The organism is Streptomyces sp. NPDC046909 (assembly GCF_040644695.1).
Taxonomy (GTDB): Bacteria; Actinomycetota; Actinomycetes; order Streptomycetales; family Streptomycetaceae; genus Streptomyces.
Map to the genome: position 1 here is coordinate 485,750 of NZ_JBEYXC010000006.1, position 14,447 is coordinate 500,196.

11 protein-coding genes are annotated in these 14,447 nt (G+C 71.2%); 5 read left to right on the top strand and 6 right to left on the bottom strand.

The features are described 5' to 3' along the window. Nucleotides 1–30 precede the first annotated feature (30 nt). Nucleotides 31–1,449, top strand: a complete 1,419-nt coding sequence (locus ABZ928_RS22925; protein ID WP_361521877.1) for a basic amino acid/polyamine antiporter — start codon at nt 31–33, stop codon at nt 1,447–1,449. An 18-nt stretch (nt 1,450–1,467) separates the two neighbouring features. Beyond that, on the top strand, nt 1,468–2,727 hold the full coding sequence (locus ABZ928_RS22930; protein WP_361521879.1) for an arginine deiminase: 1,260 nt from the start codon (nt 1,468–1,470) through the stop codon (nt 2,725–2,727). A gap of 21 nt (nt 2,728–2,748) precedes the next feature. On the opposite strand, the gene ABZ928_RS22935 is transcribed toward ABZ928_RS22930, so the two are convergent. Continuing rightward, complete coding sequence (locus ABZ928_RS22935) at nt 2,749–3,162, bottom strand: PaaI family thioesterase (RefSeq protein WP_361522255.1); 414 nt, start codon at nt 3,160–3,162, stop codon at nt 2,749–2,751. Between the two features lie 96 nt (nt 3,163–3,258). Here ABZ928_RS22935 and ABZ928_RS22940 point away from each other — a divergent pair, with 96 nt between their 5' ends. Continuing rightward, nucleotides 3,259–3,684: a MarR family transcriptional regulator gene (locus tag ABZ928_RS22940; RefSeq protein ID WP_361521882.1), complete on the top strand. Its 426-nt coding sequence runs from the start codon at nt 3,259–3,261 to the stop codon at nt 3,682–3,684. A gap of 3 nt (nt 3,685–3,687) precedes the next feature. Here the strand turns inward: ABZ928_RS22940 and ABZ928_RS22945 are convergent, their stop codons facing one another. Together ABZ928_RS22945 and ABZ928_RS22950 are read right to left on the bottom strand one after the other, a co-directional pair. Next, on the bottom strand, nt 3,688–5,256 hold the full coding sequence (locus ABZ928_RS22945; protein ID WP_361522257.1) for an FMN-binding glutamate synthase family protein: 1,569 nt from the start codon (nt 5,254–5,256) through the stop codon (nt 3,688–3,690). 53 nt (nt 5,257–5,309) lie between these two features. Then, complete coding sequence (locus tag ABZ928_RS22950; RefSeq protein WP_361522259.1) at nt 5,310–6,893, bottom strand: alpha/beta hydrolase; 1,584 nt, start codon at nt 6,891–6,893, stop codon at nt 5,310–5,312. A 261-nt stretch (nt 6,894–7,154) separates the two neighbouring features. On the opposite strand from ABZ928_RS22950, the gene ABZ928_RS22955 reads away from it, so the two are divergent. Continuing rightward, nucleotides 7,155–7,805, top strand: a complete 651-nt coding sequence (locus tag ABZ928_RS22955) for a chaplin (protein ID WP_361521884.1) — start codon at nt 7,155–7,157, stop codon at nt 7,803–7,805. Nucleotides 7,806–7,896: 91 nt separating this feature from the next. On the opposite strand, the gene ABZ928_RS22960 is transcribed toward ABZ928_RS22955, so the two are convergent. The 3 genes from ABZ928_RS22960 to ABZ928_RS22970 form a co-directional block, all read right to left on the bottom strand. Beyond that, nucleotides 7,897–8,643 (bottom strand): class I SAM-dependent methyltransferase, encoded by a 747-nt coding sequence (locus tag ABZ928_RS22960; protein ID WP_361521887.1) that lies wholly within the window; start codon nt 8,641–8,643, stop codon nt 7,897–7,899. Then, nucleotides 8,640–12,926 (bottom strand): aminotransferase class I/II-fold pyridoxal phosphate-dependent enzyme, encoded by a 4,287-nt coding sequence (locus tag ABZ928_RS22965; protein ID WP_361522262.1) that lies wholly within the window; start codon nt 12,924–12,926, stop codon nt 8,640–8,642. The genes ABZ928_RS22960 and ABZ928_RS22965 overlap by 4 nt, the downstream gene beginning before the upstream one ends. Before the next feature lie 129 nt (nt 12,927–13,055). Beyond that, nucleotides 13,056–13,535 carry a nucleoside deaminase gene (locus tag ABZ928_RS22970; protein WP_361521890.1) on the bottom strand — a complete coding sequence of 160 codons (480 nt, stop codon included), beginning with the start codon at nt 13,533–13,535 and terminating at the stop codon, nt 13,056–13,058. Nucleotides 13,536–13,658: 123 nt separating this feature from the next. On the opposite strand from ABZ928_RS22970, the gene ABZ928_RS22975 reads away from it, so the two are divergent. Continuing rightward, entirely contained in the window at nt 13,659–14,435 is a 777-nt protein-coding gene (locus ABZ928_RS22975; protein ID WP_361521893.1) for a GNAT family N-acetyltransferase, read from the top strand. Nucleotides 14,436–14,447: the final 12 nt, after the last annotated feature.

Genomic DNA, 14,447 nt, shown 5'->3' on the forward strand with positions numbered 1-14,447 from the left:
CGCCGGATGCCCCATCGTCCTAGGACGCCCATGAGTCAGGTCGACACGCAGACCCAGGCACCGCATGCCGCCAAACTCTCCCTGCCGACGCTCACCACCATGGTGGTCGGCTCGATGGTCGGCGCCGGTGTCTTCTCCCTCCCGCGCAGATTCGCGCAGGAGACCGGAGTGGCAGGTGCCCTCATCGCGTGGGCCGTGGCCGGCACCGGCATGCTGATGCTCGCCTTCGTCTTCCAGACGCTCGCCGTGCGCAGACCCGATCTCGACGCCGGTGTGTACGCCTACGCCAAGGCCGGATTCGGCGAATACCTCGGCTTCTTCTCGGCGTTCGGCTACTGGGCCAGCGCCTGCGTCGGCAACGTCACCTACTGGGTGCTGATCATGTCGACGATCGGCGCGATCGCCCCCGCGCTCGGCGACGGCGACACCGTGCTCGCGGTGGTGCTCTCCTCCGTCGGCCTGTGGCTGTTCTTCGCGCTCATCAGCCGCGGAGTGAAGGAGGCGGCGGCGATCAACCGCATCGTCACGGTCGCCAAGGTCGTGCCGATCATCGTCTTCGTCATCCTCGCGCTCTTCTATCTCAAGCCCGGCGTCTTCGCCGACAACTTCGGCGGCGCCGACTACGCCGGCTCGCTGTTCAACCAGGTCAAGGGCACCATGCTGGCCACCGTCTTCGTCTTCCTCGGCGTCGAGGGCGCGAGCGTCTACTCCCGGCACGCGCGGCGCCGCGAGGACGTCGGACGGGCCACGATCCTCGGGTTCGTGAGCGTCTTCGCGATCTTCGCGTCGGTGACCATCGTGTCGTACGGCCTGATGCCCATGGAGGAGATCGCCGAGCTGCGGCAGCCCTCCATGGCCGAGGTGCTGGAGCACGCGGTCGGCACCTGGGGCAAGGTCTTCGTCAGTGTCGGGCTGATCGTCTCCGTCCTCGGCGCCTATCTGGCCTGGACGCTGATGGCGGCCGAGGTGCTGTACGTGGCCGCCAAGGACGACGACATGCCCCGGTTCCTCAAGCGCGCCACCGCCGCCGACGTGCCCGTGCCCGCGCTCGTGATGTCCACGGTGCTCAGCCAGATCGTCCTGGTCGTCACGCTGTTCTCGGACGACGCCTTCAACTTCGCCCTCGACCTGACCAGCGCGCTCACCCTCATCCCGTTCCTGCTGGCGGCCGGCTTCGCGGTGAAGATCGGCTGGGGCGGTAAACGGGGCGAGTTGGCGGTCGCGGTCATCGCCACGGTCTACACCGCGTTCCTGCTCTACGCGGCCGGCCTGAAGTTCGTCCTCGTCTCCTTCATCATCTACGCCCCCGCCAGCGTGCTGTTCGTGATGGCCCGCAGGGAGCAGGGCAGACGGCTGTTCTCGCCGCGCGAGTACGTCATCCTCGCCGCGTCGGTGGCCGGTGCGGTCGTCGGCATCGTGGCCCTGGCGCTGGGCTGGATCAGCCTCTGAGGTTCCGGAAGGTGCACCATGACCGGTAGTCAAGACTCCCGTCCCGCGTACGGCGTCCACTCCGAGGTCGGCAGACTGCGCAAGGTGCTGGTCTGCGCCCCCGGGCTCGCGCATCGCAGGCTCACGCCGACCAACTCCGACGACCTGCTCTTCGACGACGTGATGTGGGTGGAGAACGCCCAGCGCGACCACGCCGACTTCGTGAACAAGCTGCGCGAACGCGACGTCGACGTAGTGGAGTTGCACGATCTGCTCGCCCGGACGATGGCGGTACCGGGCGCCCGGGACTGGCTCCTGGACCGGAAGATCGTCGCCAACGAGGTCGGCCTCGGCCTCGTCGACGGCACGCGCGCCTATCTGGAGTCGCTGGAGCCGGAGCGCCTCGCCAAGTACCTGATCGGCGGCCTGGCCACCACCGACCTGCCGGAGGAGCACCGCACCGAGTACCTCGGGCTCGCCCGTGAGTCGCTCGGCGTACGCGAGTACCTGATGCCGCCGCTGCCCAACACGCTCTACACCCGCGACACCACGTGCTGGCTCTACGGCGGCGTCACCCTCAACCCGCTGTACTGGCCCGCCCGGCACGACGAGACCCTCCTGATGAAGGCGGTCTACAGCTTCCACCCCGACTTCGCGGGCTCCACCATCTGGTGGGGCGACCCCGAACTCGACTGGGGGCAGGCGACGTTCGAGGGCGGCGACATCATGCCCGTCGGCAACGGCGTCGTCCTGATGGGCATGAGCGAGCGCACCTCACGCCAGGCGATCACGCAGGTGGCGGCGGCTCTGTTCAGGAACGGCGCCGCCGAGCACGTGATCGTCGCCGGGATGCCGAAGCTGCGTTCCGCGATGCACCTCGACACCGTCTTCACCTTCGCCGACCGCGACCTGGTCACCCTGTACCCGGCCATCATGGACGCCGTCCACACCTTCTCCCTGCGCCCCGGCGACAAGCCGCCAGGCGTCGACCTCATCGACGAGGGCTCGACCCCCTTCGTGGACGTCGTCGCCAAGGCGCTCGGCCTGCCAGGGCTGCGGATCGTCGAGACCGGCGGGGACGCCTACGCCTCCGAGCGCCAGCAGTGGGACAGCGGCAACAACGCGGTCGCCCTGGAGCCCGGCGTGGTGTTCACCTACGACCGCAACACCCAGACCAACACGCTGCTGCGCAAGGCCGGCATCGAGGTCATCACCATCGTCGGCGCGGAGCTGGGGCGAGGCCGGGGCGGCGGGCACTGCATGACGTGCCCGATCGTGCGGGACCCGGTCGAGTTCTGAGCCGGCTCTTCGAATTCTGAGTCAGCCCTTCGACTCGATCACCGCGATGTTCCCCTGAGCCACCGCGCACAGCGTCTCGTCGCCGTCGACGCTCACCGTGCTCACATCGCACCGGCACACGACCCGGGTCCGGCCCGCCCGCACCACCTCGGCGTGCGCGCGCAGGACCTCACCCGTCGCCGGGCGGAGGTAGTCGATGGTGAAGCCCGAGGTGATCAGCCCCGGCCCGACGACGGTGCCCGCGGCGAGCGTCAGCGTGTTGTCGGCCGCGTAGGAGACCACTCCGCCGTGGACGAAGCCGTACTGCTGGAGCAGCTCGGGCCGGATGTCCACTTCCAGGGTGGCCTCGCCGTCGCCGAAGGCCGTCAGCCGGGCGCCCAGCAGTCTGCTGAAGGGCTGTTCCGCGAGGATCTTCCGGGCGAGGTCCAGATCCATCGTCGTGTTCACCTACCTCTCGGGTTCACCTCTCGGGCTCACTTCACTAGTGAAGTGAGGGTGGCGTGGCTCGATGGGGTCTGTCAAGATCGGCCCATGGCCGAGCCGGATCAGCGTCTGTACTACCTGTTGCAGCGGGCGGCACACCGTCTGCGCACCACGCTGGACCGGCGCTGCCTGGCCACCGCCGGCGTCACCACCGCCCAGCTCGGCGCACTCTTCGCCGTAAGGGACGAGCCCGGCGTCACCCAGCAGGAACTCGCGCGCACCCTCGGCCTGCGCGAATCCGCCGTGACCGGACTCGTCGGCCGCCTGACCACGGCGGGGCTGCTCTCCCGGCAGGCGCATCCGCGGCAACACCGGGCGGTGGTCCTGGAGTTGACGGATGCCGGAGAGGCGGCGCTGAAGGCGGCCCAGCCGGAGATCGACCGTTTCAACACCGAAGTGCGCGCCCTGCTCGGCGACGACGGCTTCGACGACACCGCTGCTGCCATGAAACGCCTCGTGCACTGGGAAGACTGACCCTCAGACGAAGGAGTCCGGATCCGCCGCCCGCCAGTCCGCGTCCCAGGCCTCGGGCGGCTCCTGGAGCAGCACGTCCGGGGCCAGCCATTCGTAGAGTCCGGTGTACGACGAGACGGTCGTTGGATCGGTGCGCCGCACCAGCATGTCGGTGGTCAGCTCGCCGGGACCGCGCACGCCCATCGCCGCCATGATCTGCACGGCACTCCGGACCGTCGCCCGCTGATAGCGCTCCACCCGCAGGGACTTGTCGGCCACGTCGAGGGCCCGGACCCGGCGTGGATCCTGGGTCGTCACTCCGACCGGGCAGGTGTTGGTGTGGCAGCGCTGGGCCTGGATGCAGCCGACGGCGAACATCATGGCGCGGGCCGCGTTGGTGTAGTCGGCGCCCTGGATCAGACGCTTGACGATGTCCGACCCGGTGGCCACCTTGCCGCTGGCCCCGATCCGGATCCGGTCCCGCAGACCCGTACCGACGAGGGCGTTGCGCACGGTGATCAGGCCCTCGGTGAGCGGCATCCCGAGATGGTCGGCGAACTCCAGCGGCGCCGCGCCCGTACCGCCCTCGGCCCCGTCCACCACGATGAAGTCCGGCGTCACCCCCTCCGCGAGCATCGCCTTGCACACCGCCAGGAACTGTCTGCGCGCCCCCACGCACAGCTTGAACCCGACCGGCTTGCCGCCCGCCAGCTCCCGCATGAGCGCGAGGAACCGGACCAGCTCGCGGGGCGTCGAGAACACCCGGTGATACGGCGGCGACACCACCGTCTCGCCCTCCGGAACGTCCCTCGCCCGCGCGATCTCGGCGTTCACCTTGGCCCCCGGCAGGACCCCGCCGATCCCCGGCTTCGCGCCCTGGGAGATCTTCAGCGACACGCACTTCACCTCGGGCAGCGCCGCCTTGTCCGCGAACTCCCTCCCGTCGAAGCGCCCTTCGGGGGTCCGGCAGCCGAAGTAGCCCGTGCCGATCTCCCAGATCAGATCGCCGCCGCCGCGCAGGTGGTACTCGGAGAGCCCGCCCTCCCCGGTGTCGTGCGCGAAACCTCCCAACGCGGCACCCCGGTTGAGGGCGACGATCGCGTTCGAGGAGAGCGCCCCGAAACTCATCGCGGAGACGTTCAGCAGGGCCATGTCGTACGGCCGCGCGCAGTCCGGCCCGCCGACCCGCACCGTCGGCGGCTCCTCCGGCGCCTCGACCGGGTGCATCGAGGGCACCAGGAACTCGTAGCCGTCGGCGTACAGGTCCCGCTCGGTGCCGAAGGGCTCCTCGGCGTCGACGCCCTTGGCCCGCTCGTAGACGATGCTGCGCACATCACGGTCGTAGGGACGGCCGTCGTAGTTCCGTTCGACGAAGTACTGCTGGATCTCGGGGCGCAGCTTCTCCATCAGGAACCGCAGATGCCCGAGCAGCGGGTAGTTCCGCAGCACCGAGTGGCGGGTCTGGGCCAGGTCCCATGCGCCGAGGCCGGTCAGGGCCAGCAGCGGGCCCGCCGCGCACCACCACCAGAGCGAGACGGCGAACGACAGGACCAGCGCCCCGGCCGCGGCGAGGGCGATGAGCGGCAGCAACACGTACCGGCCCGCACCGCGTACGCCGTACCGCCCCGGGTGAGCGGCGGCGGGCGTCACGGGGCGTTCTCCTCCGCGGCGCAGGAACTCCCGCTGGGCGGCAGGGTTCCGTACAGGAGGAAGGTGTCGACCTTGCGCTGGACGCACTTCGACGAGGCGTACCCGGTGTGGCCGTCGCCCTTGTTGTCGAGGACGACCGCCGAGTCACCGAGCCGTTTCGCGGTCTCCACGGTCCAGCGGTACGGCGTCGCCGGGTCCCCTCGGGTGCCCACGAGGAGCATCTTCGGGGTGTGCACGTTCCGTACCTCGTCGCGGATGTAGTCGGTGCCCTTGGGGCGGCCGTAGCAGGTCAGGACCTCGGTGAGGCGGTAGCGGCCGAAGACGGGGGAGGCCTCCTCGTACTCGGCGCGCAGTCGGCCGAGGTCGCGGGTGATCTCGGCGGCGGTGGGCCGGTCCGGGTCGTCCGCGCAGTTGATTGCCATCAGGGCGGCCGGGAGGTTGTCCAGCGGGACCTCGTCCTCGTCGGCGAGAGCGCCGTCGGTCTCCGAGTCCGCGGGCTCCGGACTCTCCGGGTCCGCTCGCCCGGGCAGCGCGCTGCCGCCCGACGCGAACGCCTCGATGCCCCGGGTGTCCCCGTCCTCCAGGAGCTGGGCGAGGGCCCGCTCCAGCAGCGGCCACAGTTCCCTGCTGTAGAGGGCCTGGCCTATGGCGCCCACCAGGTCCTGGCCCGAGAAGTCGTAGCCCCAGTCGGACGGCACCGGATCCTCGTCGAGCGAGTCGACGAGCCGGACCACCTGGTCCCGGGCCTTGCGGGCGTCCTGGCCGAAGGGGCAGGCGATGTCCTTGACGCACCAGTCGATGAAGTCGTCCAGCGCGGTCTGCTGTCCCTCGGCGCCGACCACGCCCTGCTCGGCCAGCGGCTCGGTCAGGGTGTCCACCCCGTCGAGCACCAACCGGCCCACCTTCTTGGGGAATTGGGCGGCATAGACGGCCCCGAGCCGGGTTCCGTAGGAGAAGCCCAGGTAGTTGAGCTTCTTGTCGCCGAGCGCGGCGCGCATCACGTCCATGTCGCGGGAGGCGTTGACCGTGCCGATGTGGGGGAGCACGGGGCCGGAGTTGTCGGCGCAGGCAGCGGCGACGCGCTTCAACTGTCCGAGCAGTGCGCGCGGATCGTCCCCGTCCTCCGTCGCGGGCACCTCGTCGGTGCCGTCGCCGCAGCTGACCGGCGAGGACCGGCCGACGCCGCGCGGATCGAAGGACACCACGTCGTAGCCCTTGGCCAGCCCCATGAACTCGTCGCCGCTCGCGGCGAGTTCGCCCACCCCGGCGCCGCCGGGACCGCCGAAGTTCAGCAGGACCGATCCTCTGGACTTCCCGGTCGCGCGATAGCGGGCGAGAGCCAGGTCGAGGGTTCCGGTGCCGGGCCTGGTGTAGTCGAGGGGGACGGTGACCTTGCCGCACTGGAGGTCATCGGGGGCGTCCATGCCTTCGCACTTCGACCATGTGACCTTCTGGTCGTAGAAGCGCGACAGGTCGGGTCCGTCGTCGTCGGCGGCCCGCGTGGGCAGTGCCCCGCCCAGCAGCGCGAGCCCGACCGCCCCGGCGAGCACACAGCGCCGCGTTGACAGCTTGGCCTGCATCGATGCCTCCAGGCGGAACGCGAATCCAGCGCCCTCGATCACGATAAGCGGCTCCCGGAAGCACCGCCTCCGGGCGGGCGGGACCGTGCGAAGTGCCTTATCCTGCGCCCCTCCGGGCGGATACGACGGTATTACGACCAGTTCGTCAACCGTGCCGCTCGATGGGGTGAAAGGCCGATAAGCCATAACTCGGATGGTTCGCCTGCGTTTTATGCCATGCGGGTGAGTGCCCGCGAACCATGTCTGGAAGGCAGGGAACCTATGAGAAGGGTTACCCGAAACGGTGTGATCGCCGTCGCCGCCGTGTCCGGTGCGATGGCCGTGACGATGCCCGTGTATGCCGATTCGGCCGCGGACGGGACCGCCGCCGACTCGCCCGGGGTGATCTCCGGGAACACGATCCAGCTCCCGGTGCATGTCCCGGTGAACGTGTGCGGGAACACCGTGAACGTGGTCGGGATCCTCAACCCCGCCGCGGGCAACACCTGCGCGAACGAGGGCGGCGCGGACTCCCCGGCACCGCCCGGCGCCGCCGCGCAGGGCAGCGGAAAGGATTCACCCGGGGTTGTCTCCGGCAACGGCGTCCAGCTCCCCGTCCACCTGCCGGTGAACGTCAGCGGGAACAGCGCGAGCGTGGTCGGCATCGGCAACGCCTCCGTCGGCAACGAGTCCGTGAACACCTCCGGCGACGAGCCCCAGGAGACCCCGGTGAAGCCGGCCCCCGAGCCGGAGGCCGCCCCGCCGAAGCCGCACCCCGGGCCCAAGGCCACGGTTCCCACCCCGCGTGGGCCCGTGGCCTCCATGGCCCACACGGGAGCGGACGGGACGCTCCCCGCCGCCGTGGGCAGCGCCGCGCTGGTCCTGGGCGGCGCCGCCCTGTACCGCCGCTTCCGCCCGAAGGCGGTGCGCTGACCTCGGGCGCCGCGCGGAGACGGAAGGCCTCATCGGCGGTGACCGGTGGGGCCTCCGCCGACTCCGGCCGGGAGAGACCGGACCCGGGTCCTCACGCCGCCGCGACCCGTGCCTCGGTCACCGCCGTGAGCAGGACCATGCCCGAGTCCCCGTAGTCCGGCAGGGTCGGGTCGGAGTCGATGCGGGTGACCTCCAACTCCCTTGTCAGCGGCCCGAACACGGTTCTGACCAGCTCCGGGTCCACCGGACAGCCGGGCCACCGGGACGCCGGTCCGATGCGGTACGTCGGCATGTTCTCCATGAACGCGGCGACCAGATGCCCGCCCGGCGCCACGCACCGCACGAAGGCCCGGCAGAAGTCCGTGAACTCCGCCCGGTCCTCGGTGGCGCCCTCGGCGACGAAGTGCATGGACGCCAGGTCGTACCCGCCCGGTTCGAGGTCCCGCACATCCCCGTGGACGACGTTCACCTGCGCGAGCGACCGGGCCAGGGTCGCGGGCAGGGCGGGGTTCAGCCGTCGGCACAGCGCGTGGAAGGGCAGCCAGCTGGCATCCGGGCCGCACAGGATCTGGCGTTCCAGATAGGCGACATTGCCCGCCCCCGCCTCGACCGCGTCGATCCGGCGGCTCGCGGCGGCCGCGAGGATCAGCGGGTAGAGGTTGGGACCCGCGCCGAACTCCACCGAGTGTGCGATGCTCCCCGGCGCGAACCGCCGGTAGAACGCCGAGTGATGGGCGATGACCGCCGCGTCCGAGGGATGCAGATCGCGGTAGTTCTCCGCGAGGTAGTCGGCGACCGGCCAGCGGTCCCAGTCGACGTCGTCGTTGTGGGTCGTCATGGCCGCTCGGCTTTCGGCCGCAGCGGGAAGCGGGCGGTCAGCCGGGTCAGGGTCGCGGTGAGCCGGGCGATGTCCTCGTCCGAGTTGAGCGCCGTGATCTGGATCCGGAAACCCACCCGGTCACGCGGCACGAGGGGATAGGCGGCGAGCGTCACATAGATGCCCTCCTCCCACAGGAACGCGGCGACCGCGTCCAGGTCGGCCGCGTCCGCGAGCGGGATCTCCAGGATGGGCAGCCCGTCGGTGTTGAGGGTGAGTACGTCCAGGTCGTCGAGATGGTCCAGCACCCGCCGCGTTTTGCGGCACAGCTCGGCCCGTATGCCGTCCCCGCGGCGCTCGTTGACGTCGAGCCCGGCCAGCGCGGTCGCCAGGGACGCGGTCGGTGACGGACCCGAGTACAGATAGGGCGCCGCCGCCGTCTTGAGCCGGTTCTTCAGCTCGGTGGGCAGGGCGAGGAACGCCAGCAGCGACGAGTACGCCTTGGAGAAACCGGCGGCGAGCACGATCCCGTCGTACGACTCGCCCGTGTGCCGCACCACGCCGTTGCCGCGCGTGCCGTACGGGCACGGCTCCTCGGGTCCGCGCTGCCCGATCACCCCGAAGCCGTGCGCGTCGTCGATGTACAAGGTCGCGCCCCGGCTGCGGCACACGGCCGTCAGCGCGGGCAGGTCGGCGATGTTGCCGCTCATGCTGTTGACGCCGTCCAGGCAGACGAGGCGGGGTCCGCTCCCGGCCGCCGAGGCCAGCAACTCGTCCAGCTCGTCGGGGCGTTCGGCGTGGAAGCGGCGCAGGGTGGCGCCCTGGGAGCGGGCGGCGACGCAGCCGTCGTACACCGTGCGGTGTGCGGTCGCCTCGACGAAGACGTGCCCGCCGTCGGCGAGTACCGGGATCACGGAGGAGTGGATGAGGGTGAGCGTCGGCAGCAGCAAGGTGTCGGGCGCGCCCAGCAGTTCGGTGACCCGTTCCTCGATCTCGGGGTACAGCCGCGGACTGCCGATCAGCCGCGACCAGCTCGGGTGCGTGCCCCAGCGGTGCACGGCGGGCTCGATGCGGGCGGAGATCTCCGGATCCCAGTCGAAACCCAGGTAGTTGCAGGACGCGAAGTCGATCAGCCAGTGGCCGCGGCTGCGGATGTGCCGGCCCCGCACCTCGTCGAGGACCGCGTCGCTCATGAGGGTCGTCCGGCGCAGGTGCTCCAGGTCCGCGCAGCGCGTCGCAGGGCCGCTGCGCACCGGCGAGACCCGCTGCGGGGGCTCCGGCCGGGCCGGGGCGATGCGCTCACCGTCGCGTTCCCGCAGCACCCGCTCGCTCTGCTCCACCGTCATCGGCCGGGCGAACAGAAAGCCCTGCCCGAACCGGCACCCCATGCCCGCCAGCAGATCCCGCTGCCCGGGTTCCTCGATCCCCTCGGCGATCACCTGCATCCCGAGGGTGTCGGCGATACGGACGATGCCCTCGACGAGCGCGACCTGCTGGGGGTCGTGCGTGATGTCGTCGATGAACGTCTTGTCGATCTTCAGTACGTCGATGGGGAAGTCCCGCAGATAGCGCAGCGAGGAGAAGCCCGTGCCGAAGTCGTCGACCGCGATGTGCACGCCCAGCTCCTTGAGCGCCTGCAACACGCCCTGGATCTGCATGTCGTGGCGGAGCAGCACCGTCTCGGTGAGCTCCAGCTGGAGCGAACCGGGGGCGAGCCCCGGCGTCCGGAGCGCCTCGCCGACCTGGTCGACGAACCCGCCGTCACGGAACTGGCGGGCCGAGACGTTCACACTGACGTACGGCGGGCCGCCGGCCGCGGGGAGCCGCTGGAGCCCCGCGATGTCCTGGACCGCGTTCTCCAGCACCCACGACCCCAGCACGGCGATCTGCCCGGTCTCCTCGGCCAGCGAGATGAACTGCTCCGGGGAGACCTGGCGGCGCGGGGAGGGCCAGCGCAGCAGCGCCTCGAAGCCGACGACCTCGCCCGCGGTGATGTCCACGACCGGCTGGTAGCGCAGCGCGAACTCCTTGCCGACCACCGCCTGGGCCAGCCGGCTCTGCAGATCGTGCCGCTCCACCATGCGCGTGTGCAGCAGCGGCCGGAACCGCCGCCACTGCCGCTTGCCGGCTGCTTTCGCCGCGTACAGGGCGAGGTCCGCGTGGCCGAGGAGCTCCTCCGCGTCCACGCTGTCCCGCGCGGTGGCCACGCCCACGCTCGCGGACACCGCCACCGACTCCTCGCCCAGGACGAACGGCCGGGTCAGCGTCTGGATCACCTGGGCCGCCAGCAGCTCGGCGTCCAGGGGCTCGCGCGCGTCCTCCATCAGCACGGCGAACTCGTCGCCGCCGAGGCGGGCCGCCGTGTCCGTGCGCCGCAGCGCCTTCGACAGACGGCTGCCGACCGCGACCAGGAGATGGTCGCCCGCCGAGTGCCCGAGGGTGTCGTTGACCAGCTTGAAGTCGTCCAGGTCGATGAAGAGCAGACAGGTCAGCGAGGACTCGCGGCGGCCGCGCAGCAGGGCGCGCTCGATGCGCTCCAGGAGGAGCGTGCGGTTGGGCAGCCCGGTCAGCGAGTCGTGGAAGGCCCGCTGGGTCAGCTCGTGCTCCAGGCGCCGCTGCTCGGTCACGTCCCGCAGGGTGACCACCAGACCGGCCACGGTGCGCTCGTCCCGGAAGTCGCTGCACCGCACCTCGACCTCGACACGCCCGTCGTGGTGGCGCACCCACCAATGGTCGTGGGTCGCGCGCGGCCCGTTGTCCCGTACAGCGGCCAGCTCCCGGGCCGCCCGGTGCCGGTCCCGGGGGTCCACCAGCTCCGGCAGCGAGGCCCCGGTCAGCTCGGCGGAGCCGAAGACGGACGCGGCGGACGGGCTGGCGTACCGGATGGTGTTGTCGTCCTCGACGATCAGGATGACGTCGGAGGTGTTCCGTACCAGGGTGCGGAAATAGGCCTCGCTCTCCCGCGCCACCACCTCCTGCCGCAGCACCACCCGCTCCATGGCCAGACCCGCGTGCGCGGCGAGGATCTCCAGCGAGCCCCGGGTCTCGGCGAGCGGCTCGGGCGGCCCGGCGACCAGCAGCACACCGGGGACATGCGCCGTCGGCCGGTCGGGCGAGGTCATCGGGCAGGCCAGGACGGCGGGCTGGCCGTCGAGCCGGGCGGCGAGGTCGGGGCTCAGCTCGTCGGCGGGCACGATGCGGGCACTGCCCGGGGCCAGCTCGGCGACCCGGTCGGCGGGGAGCAGCAGCGTGCGGTGCCGGACCGCGGGGCCCAGCAGGGTGTCGACCGCCGCCTCGCACGACCGGGCGACCTCCTCCTGCCGTACGGCCGACACCAGCGAGGCGCTCGCCCGGCGCAGCACGTGCTCCCGCGCCACGGCCCGGCGATGGGCCACGACCATCCCGGCGAGCCGCAGGATCACCAGCAGGAACAGCACACCCGAGAAGGCGGCGATCACGGCGGCGTGGTGCGCCCCGCCGGTCACCCCCTCGTACAGCAGGATCCCCGGCGCGATGAGGGTCGCCACCGTGAGCATCACCAGTCGGCGCGGCCTCGGCAGCAGCGTCTCCTTCTGCGGCACGGCGTCGGTCAGCTCGACCATGGAGGGGTGCAGGGCGGCCAGGCCCCACGCCGTGTAGAAGACGATCCACCCGGTGTCGAGCAGGGTGCCCGCCTGCCACATCCCGTGCAGTTGCAGCATCCCGTAGGCGATGTCGAAGCCGAGCAGGGTCACCGTGCCGACGACCAGCAGCTGGACCGACCGGTTGTGGCCGTCCACCGTGCTGGAGGTGAGCATGCGGGCCAGCAGGGCGAGGACGAGGATGTCGCCGAGCGGGTAGGCGATGCTGATCGCCCGCTGCTGCCAGGTCATGCCCTCCAGCTCGCTGAGCGGCTGCACCAGATAGACCCACACGGGCAGTCCGAGACCCCCGGTGAAGATCAGCGCGTCCAGCAGACTGGGCAGGTCGTAGCCGTCCCAGCGGTAGCGGACCAGGCCGGACAGACCGACGGCGAAGAGCGGGTAGGTGGCGAGGTAGAGGGCGTCGGCGGGGGAGGGGAACGGGTTGGAGGCGTGGAAGTACTCCTCCATGACGTTGTAGTACGTGTCGCCCGCGATGAACGTCAGGAGTCCGGCGGCCAGCACCCACCAGGGCCAGCGGTGGGCGGGACGGTTGACGTGGCTACCGATGAGTACGGCGCCGACACCGGCGAGTCCGATGACGGCCCACACCGGCGCGAGCGCGCGGGGGACCGTCATGTAGACAGTGGTGGCGACGGCGACCAGCGCGAGATGGGCCGCCATCAGCCGACGTGCCGGCAGCAAGGGCAAGCGCCTCCCCCCGGTGGAGGAGACCGGGCCGTCCACCTGGTCCGGGATCCGTTTCGATCGTAGGCACCGCCTCCGGACCCCTGCATCCCGAGATCGTGGGGGCTACCCGCGGTGGAAGCGCCGGTGCAGCGCGTGCACCTCCCCGGCGAGCTCCGGCACCGGCCCGTCCACGGTCACCCCGGGCGCCACCTCGTGCACGGGCAGCGTCCGCACCGGAGGCGCGGGAACCCCCAACTCGCCGAGCCACTCGGCCAGTTGCCGGGACGAGGCCACGTACACGATCCTTCCGAGGCCCACCCAGGCGTGGGCCGCCGCGCACATCGGACAGTGCTCGCCCGACGTGTACACCGTCGCCGCCGCCCGCTCCTCGGGCGTCAGATGCGCCGCGGACCAGCGCGCCAGCTCGAACTCGGGATGGCGGGTGCGGTCCCCGGAGGCCACCCGGTTGTGGTCCTCGGCGAGCACCGCGCCGTCCGCCCCCACCAGCACCGAACCGAACGGCTCGTCCCCCGCCTCCAGCGCCTCGGCGGCCAGCTCCACACAGCGGCGCAGAAACGGCAGCTCGGTGTCCTTCACGACCATGGCGTACGGCCCTCCTCGCGGCGTGATCTTCGAACACGCACCCTATGTCCGGAGCGTGGAAGTGGTGTGGTCATGGCCCGTAAAGGTGTTGCCTCCCGGTCCGCCTGGTGCTGGAGTGAAGGCATGGATCATGCCGCGGTACTCGCCCTCTACGACCGGGACATGCGCGAAGGCGCCCAGCCGGACAGCCCCGAGTCCCGGATCGAGCGGGTCGGCAAGGTGGTCCGCCAGGTCTCCACCGAGCAGGGCTGGAACGGCGTGGTCTGGTCCGATCTGGACGCCGGCGGCGCCGACGCGGCGATCGCCGAGCAGATCGCGTACTACTCCGGGCTCGGCCGCGAGTTCGAGTGGAAGCTCTACGGCCACGACCTGCCCGTGGACCTCGGGCAGCGGCTCAGGGCGGCCGGGTTCACCGCGCAGCCCGAGGAGACCCTGATGATCGGCGAGGTCGCCGACCTGATCCTCGACGCCGAGCCGCCCGAGGGCATCCGCGTCCTGCCGGTCACCGACCGGGCGGGCGTCGACCTCGTGGCCGATGTGCACGAGGCGGCCTTCGGCACCGACAGCACCCGGCTGCGGCACCAGCTGCTCGCCCAGCTCACCGCCGACCCGGAGACCGTGGTCGCCGTCGTCGCCCTGGCCGGGGACACCCCCGTCAGCGCGGCCCGGATGGAGCTCGTGCCGGGCACCCGGTTCGCCGGACTGTGGGGCGGCGGCACCGTCGAGGCCTGGCGCGGCCGCGGCATCTACCGCGCGCTGGTCGCCCTGCGCGCCCGCGAGGCCGTGGAGCGCGGCTACCGCTATCTCCAGGTCGACGCGCTGCCCACCAGCCGCCCCATCCTGGAACGCCTCGGCTTCGAGCCGGTGACCACGACGACGCCGTACCTCTACGCACCGTGACGTGAGTCACGC

What these genes read in the sequence shown, in the direction of transcription:
- ABZ928_RS22925 (WP_361521877.1), top strand. Translation starts at nt 31, where the DNA reads ATGAGTCAGGTCGACACGCAGACCCAGGCACCGCATGCCGCCAAACTC.
- ABZ928_RS22930 (WP_361521879.1), top strand. Translation starts at nt 1,468, where the DNA reads ATGACCGGTAGTCAAGACTCCCGTCCCGCGTACGGCGTCCACTCCGAG.
- ABZ928_RS22935 (WP_361522255.1), bottom strand. Translation starts at nt 3,162, where the DNA reads ATGGATCTGGACCTCGCCCGGAAGATCCTCGCGGAACAGCCCTTCAGC.
- ABZ928_RS22940 (WP_361521882.1), top strand. Translation starts at nt 3,259, where the DNA reads ATGGCCGAGCCGGATCAGCGTCTGTACTACCTGTTGCAGCGGGCGGCA.
- ABZ928_RS22950 (WP_361522259.1), bottom strand. Translation starts at nt 6,893, where the DNA reads ATGCAGGCCAAGCTGTCAACGCGGCGCTGTGTGCTCGCCGGGGCGGTC.
- ABZ928_RS22955 (WP_361521884.1), top strand. Translation starts at nt 7,155, where the DNA reads ATGAGAAGGGTTACCCGAAACGGTGTGATCGCCGTCGCCGCCGTGTCC.
- ABZ928_RS22960 (WP_361521887.1), bottom strand. Translation starts at nt 8,643, where the DNA reads ATGACGACCCACAACGACGACGTCGACTGGGACCGCTGGCCGGTCGCC.
- ABZ928_RS22965 (WP_361522262.1), bottom strand. Translation starts at nt 12,926, where the DNA reads ATGGCGGCCCATCTCGCGCTGGTCGCCGTCGCCACCACTGTCTACATG.
- ABZ928_RS22970 (WP_361521890.1), bottom strand. Translation starts at nt 13,535, where the DNA reads ATGGTCGTGAAGGACACCGAGCTGCCGTTTCTGCGCCGCTGTGTGGAG.
- ABZ928_RS22975 (WP_361521893.1), top strand. Translation starts at nt 13,659, where the DNA reads ATGGATCATGCCGCGGTACTCGCCCTCTACGACCGGGACATGCGCGAA.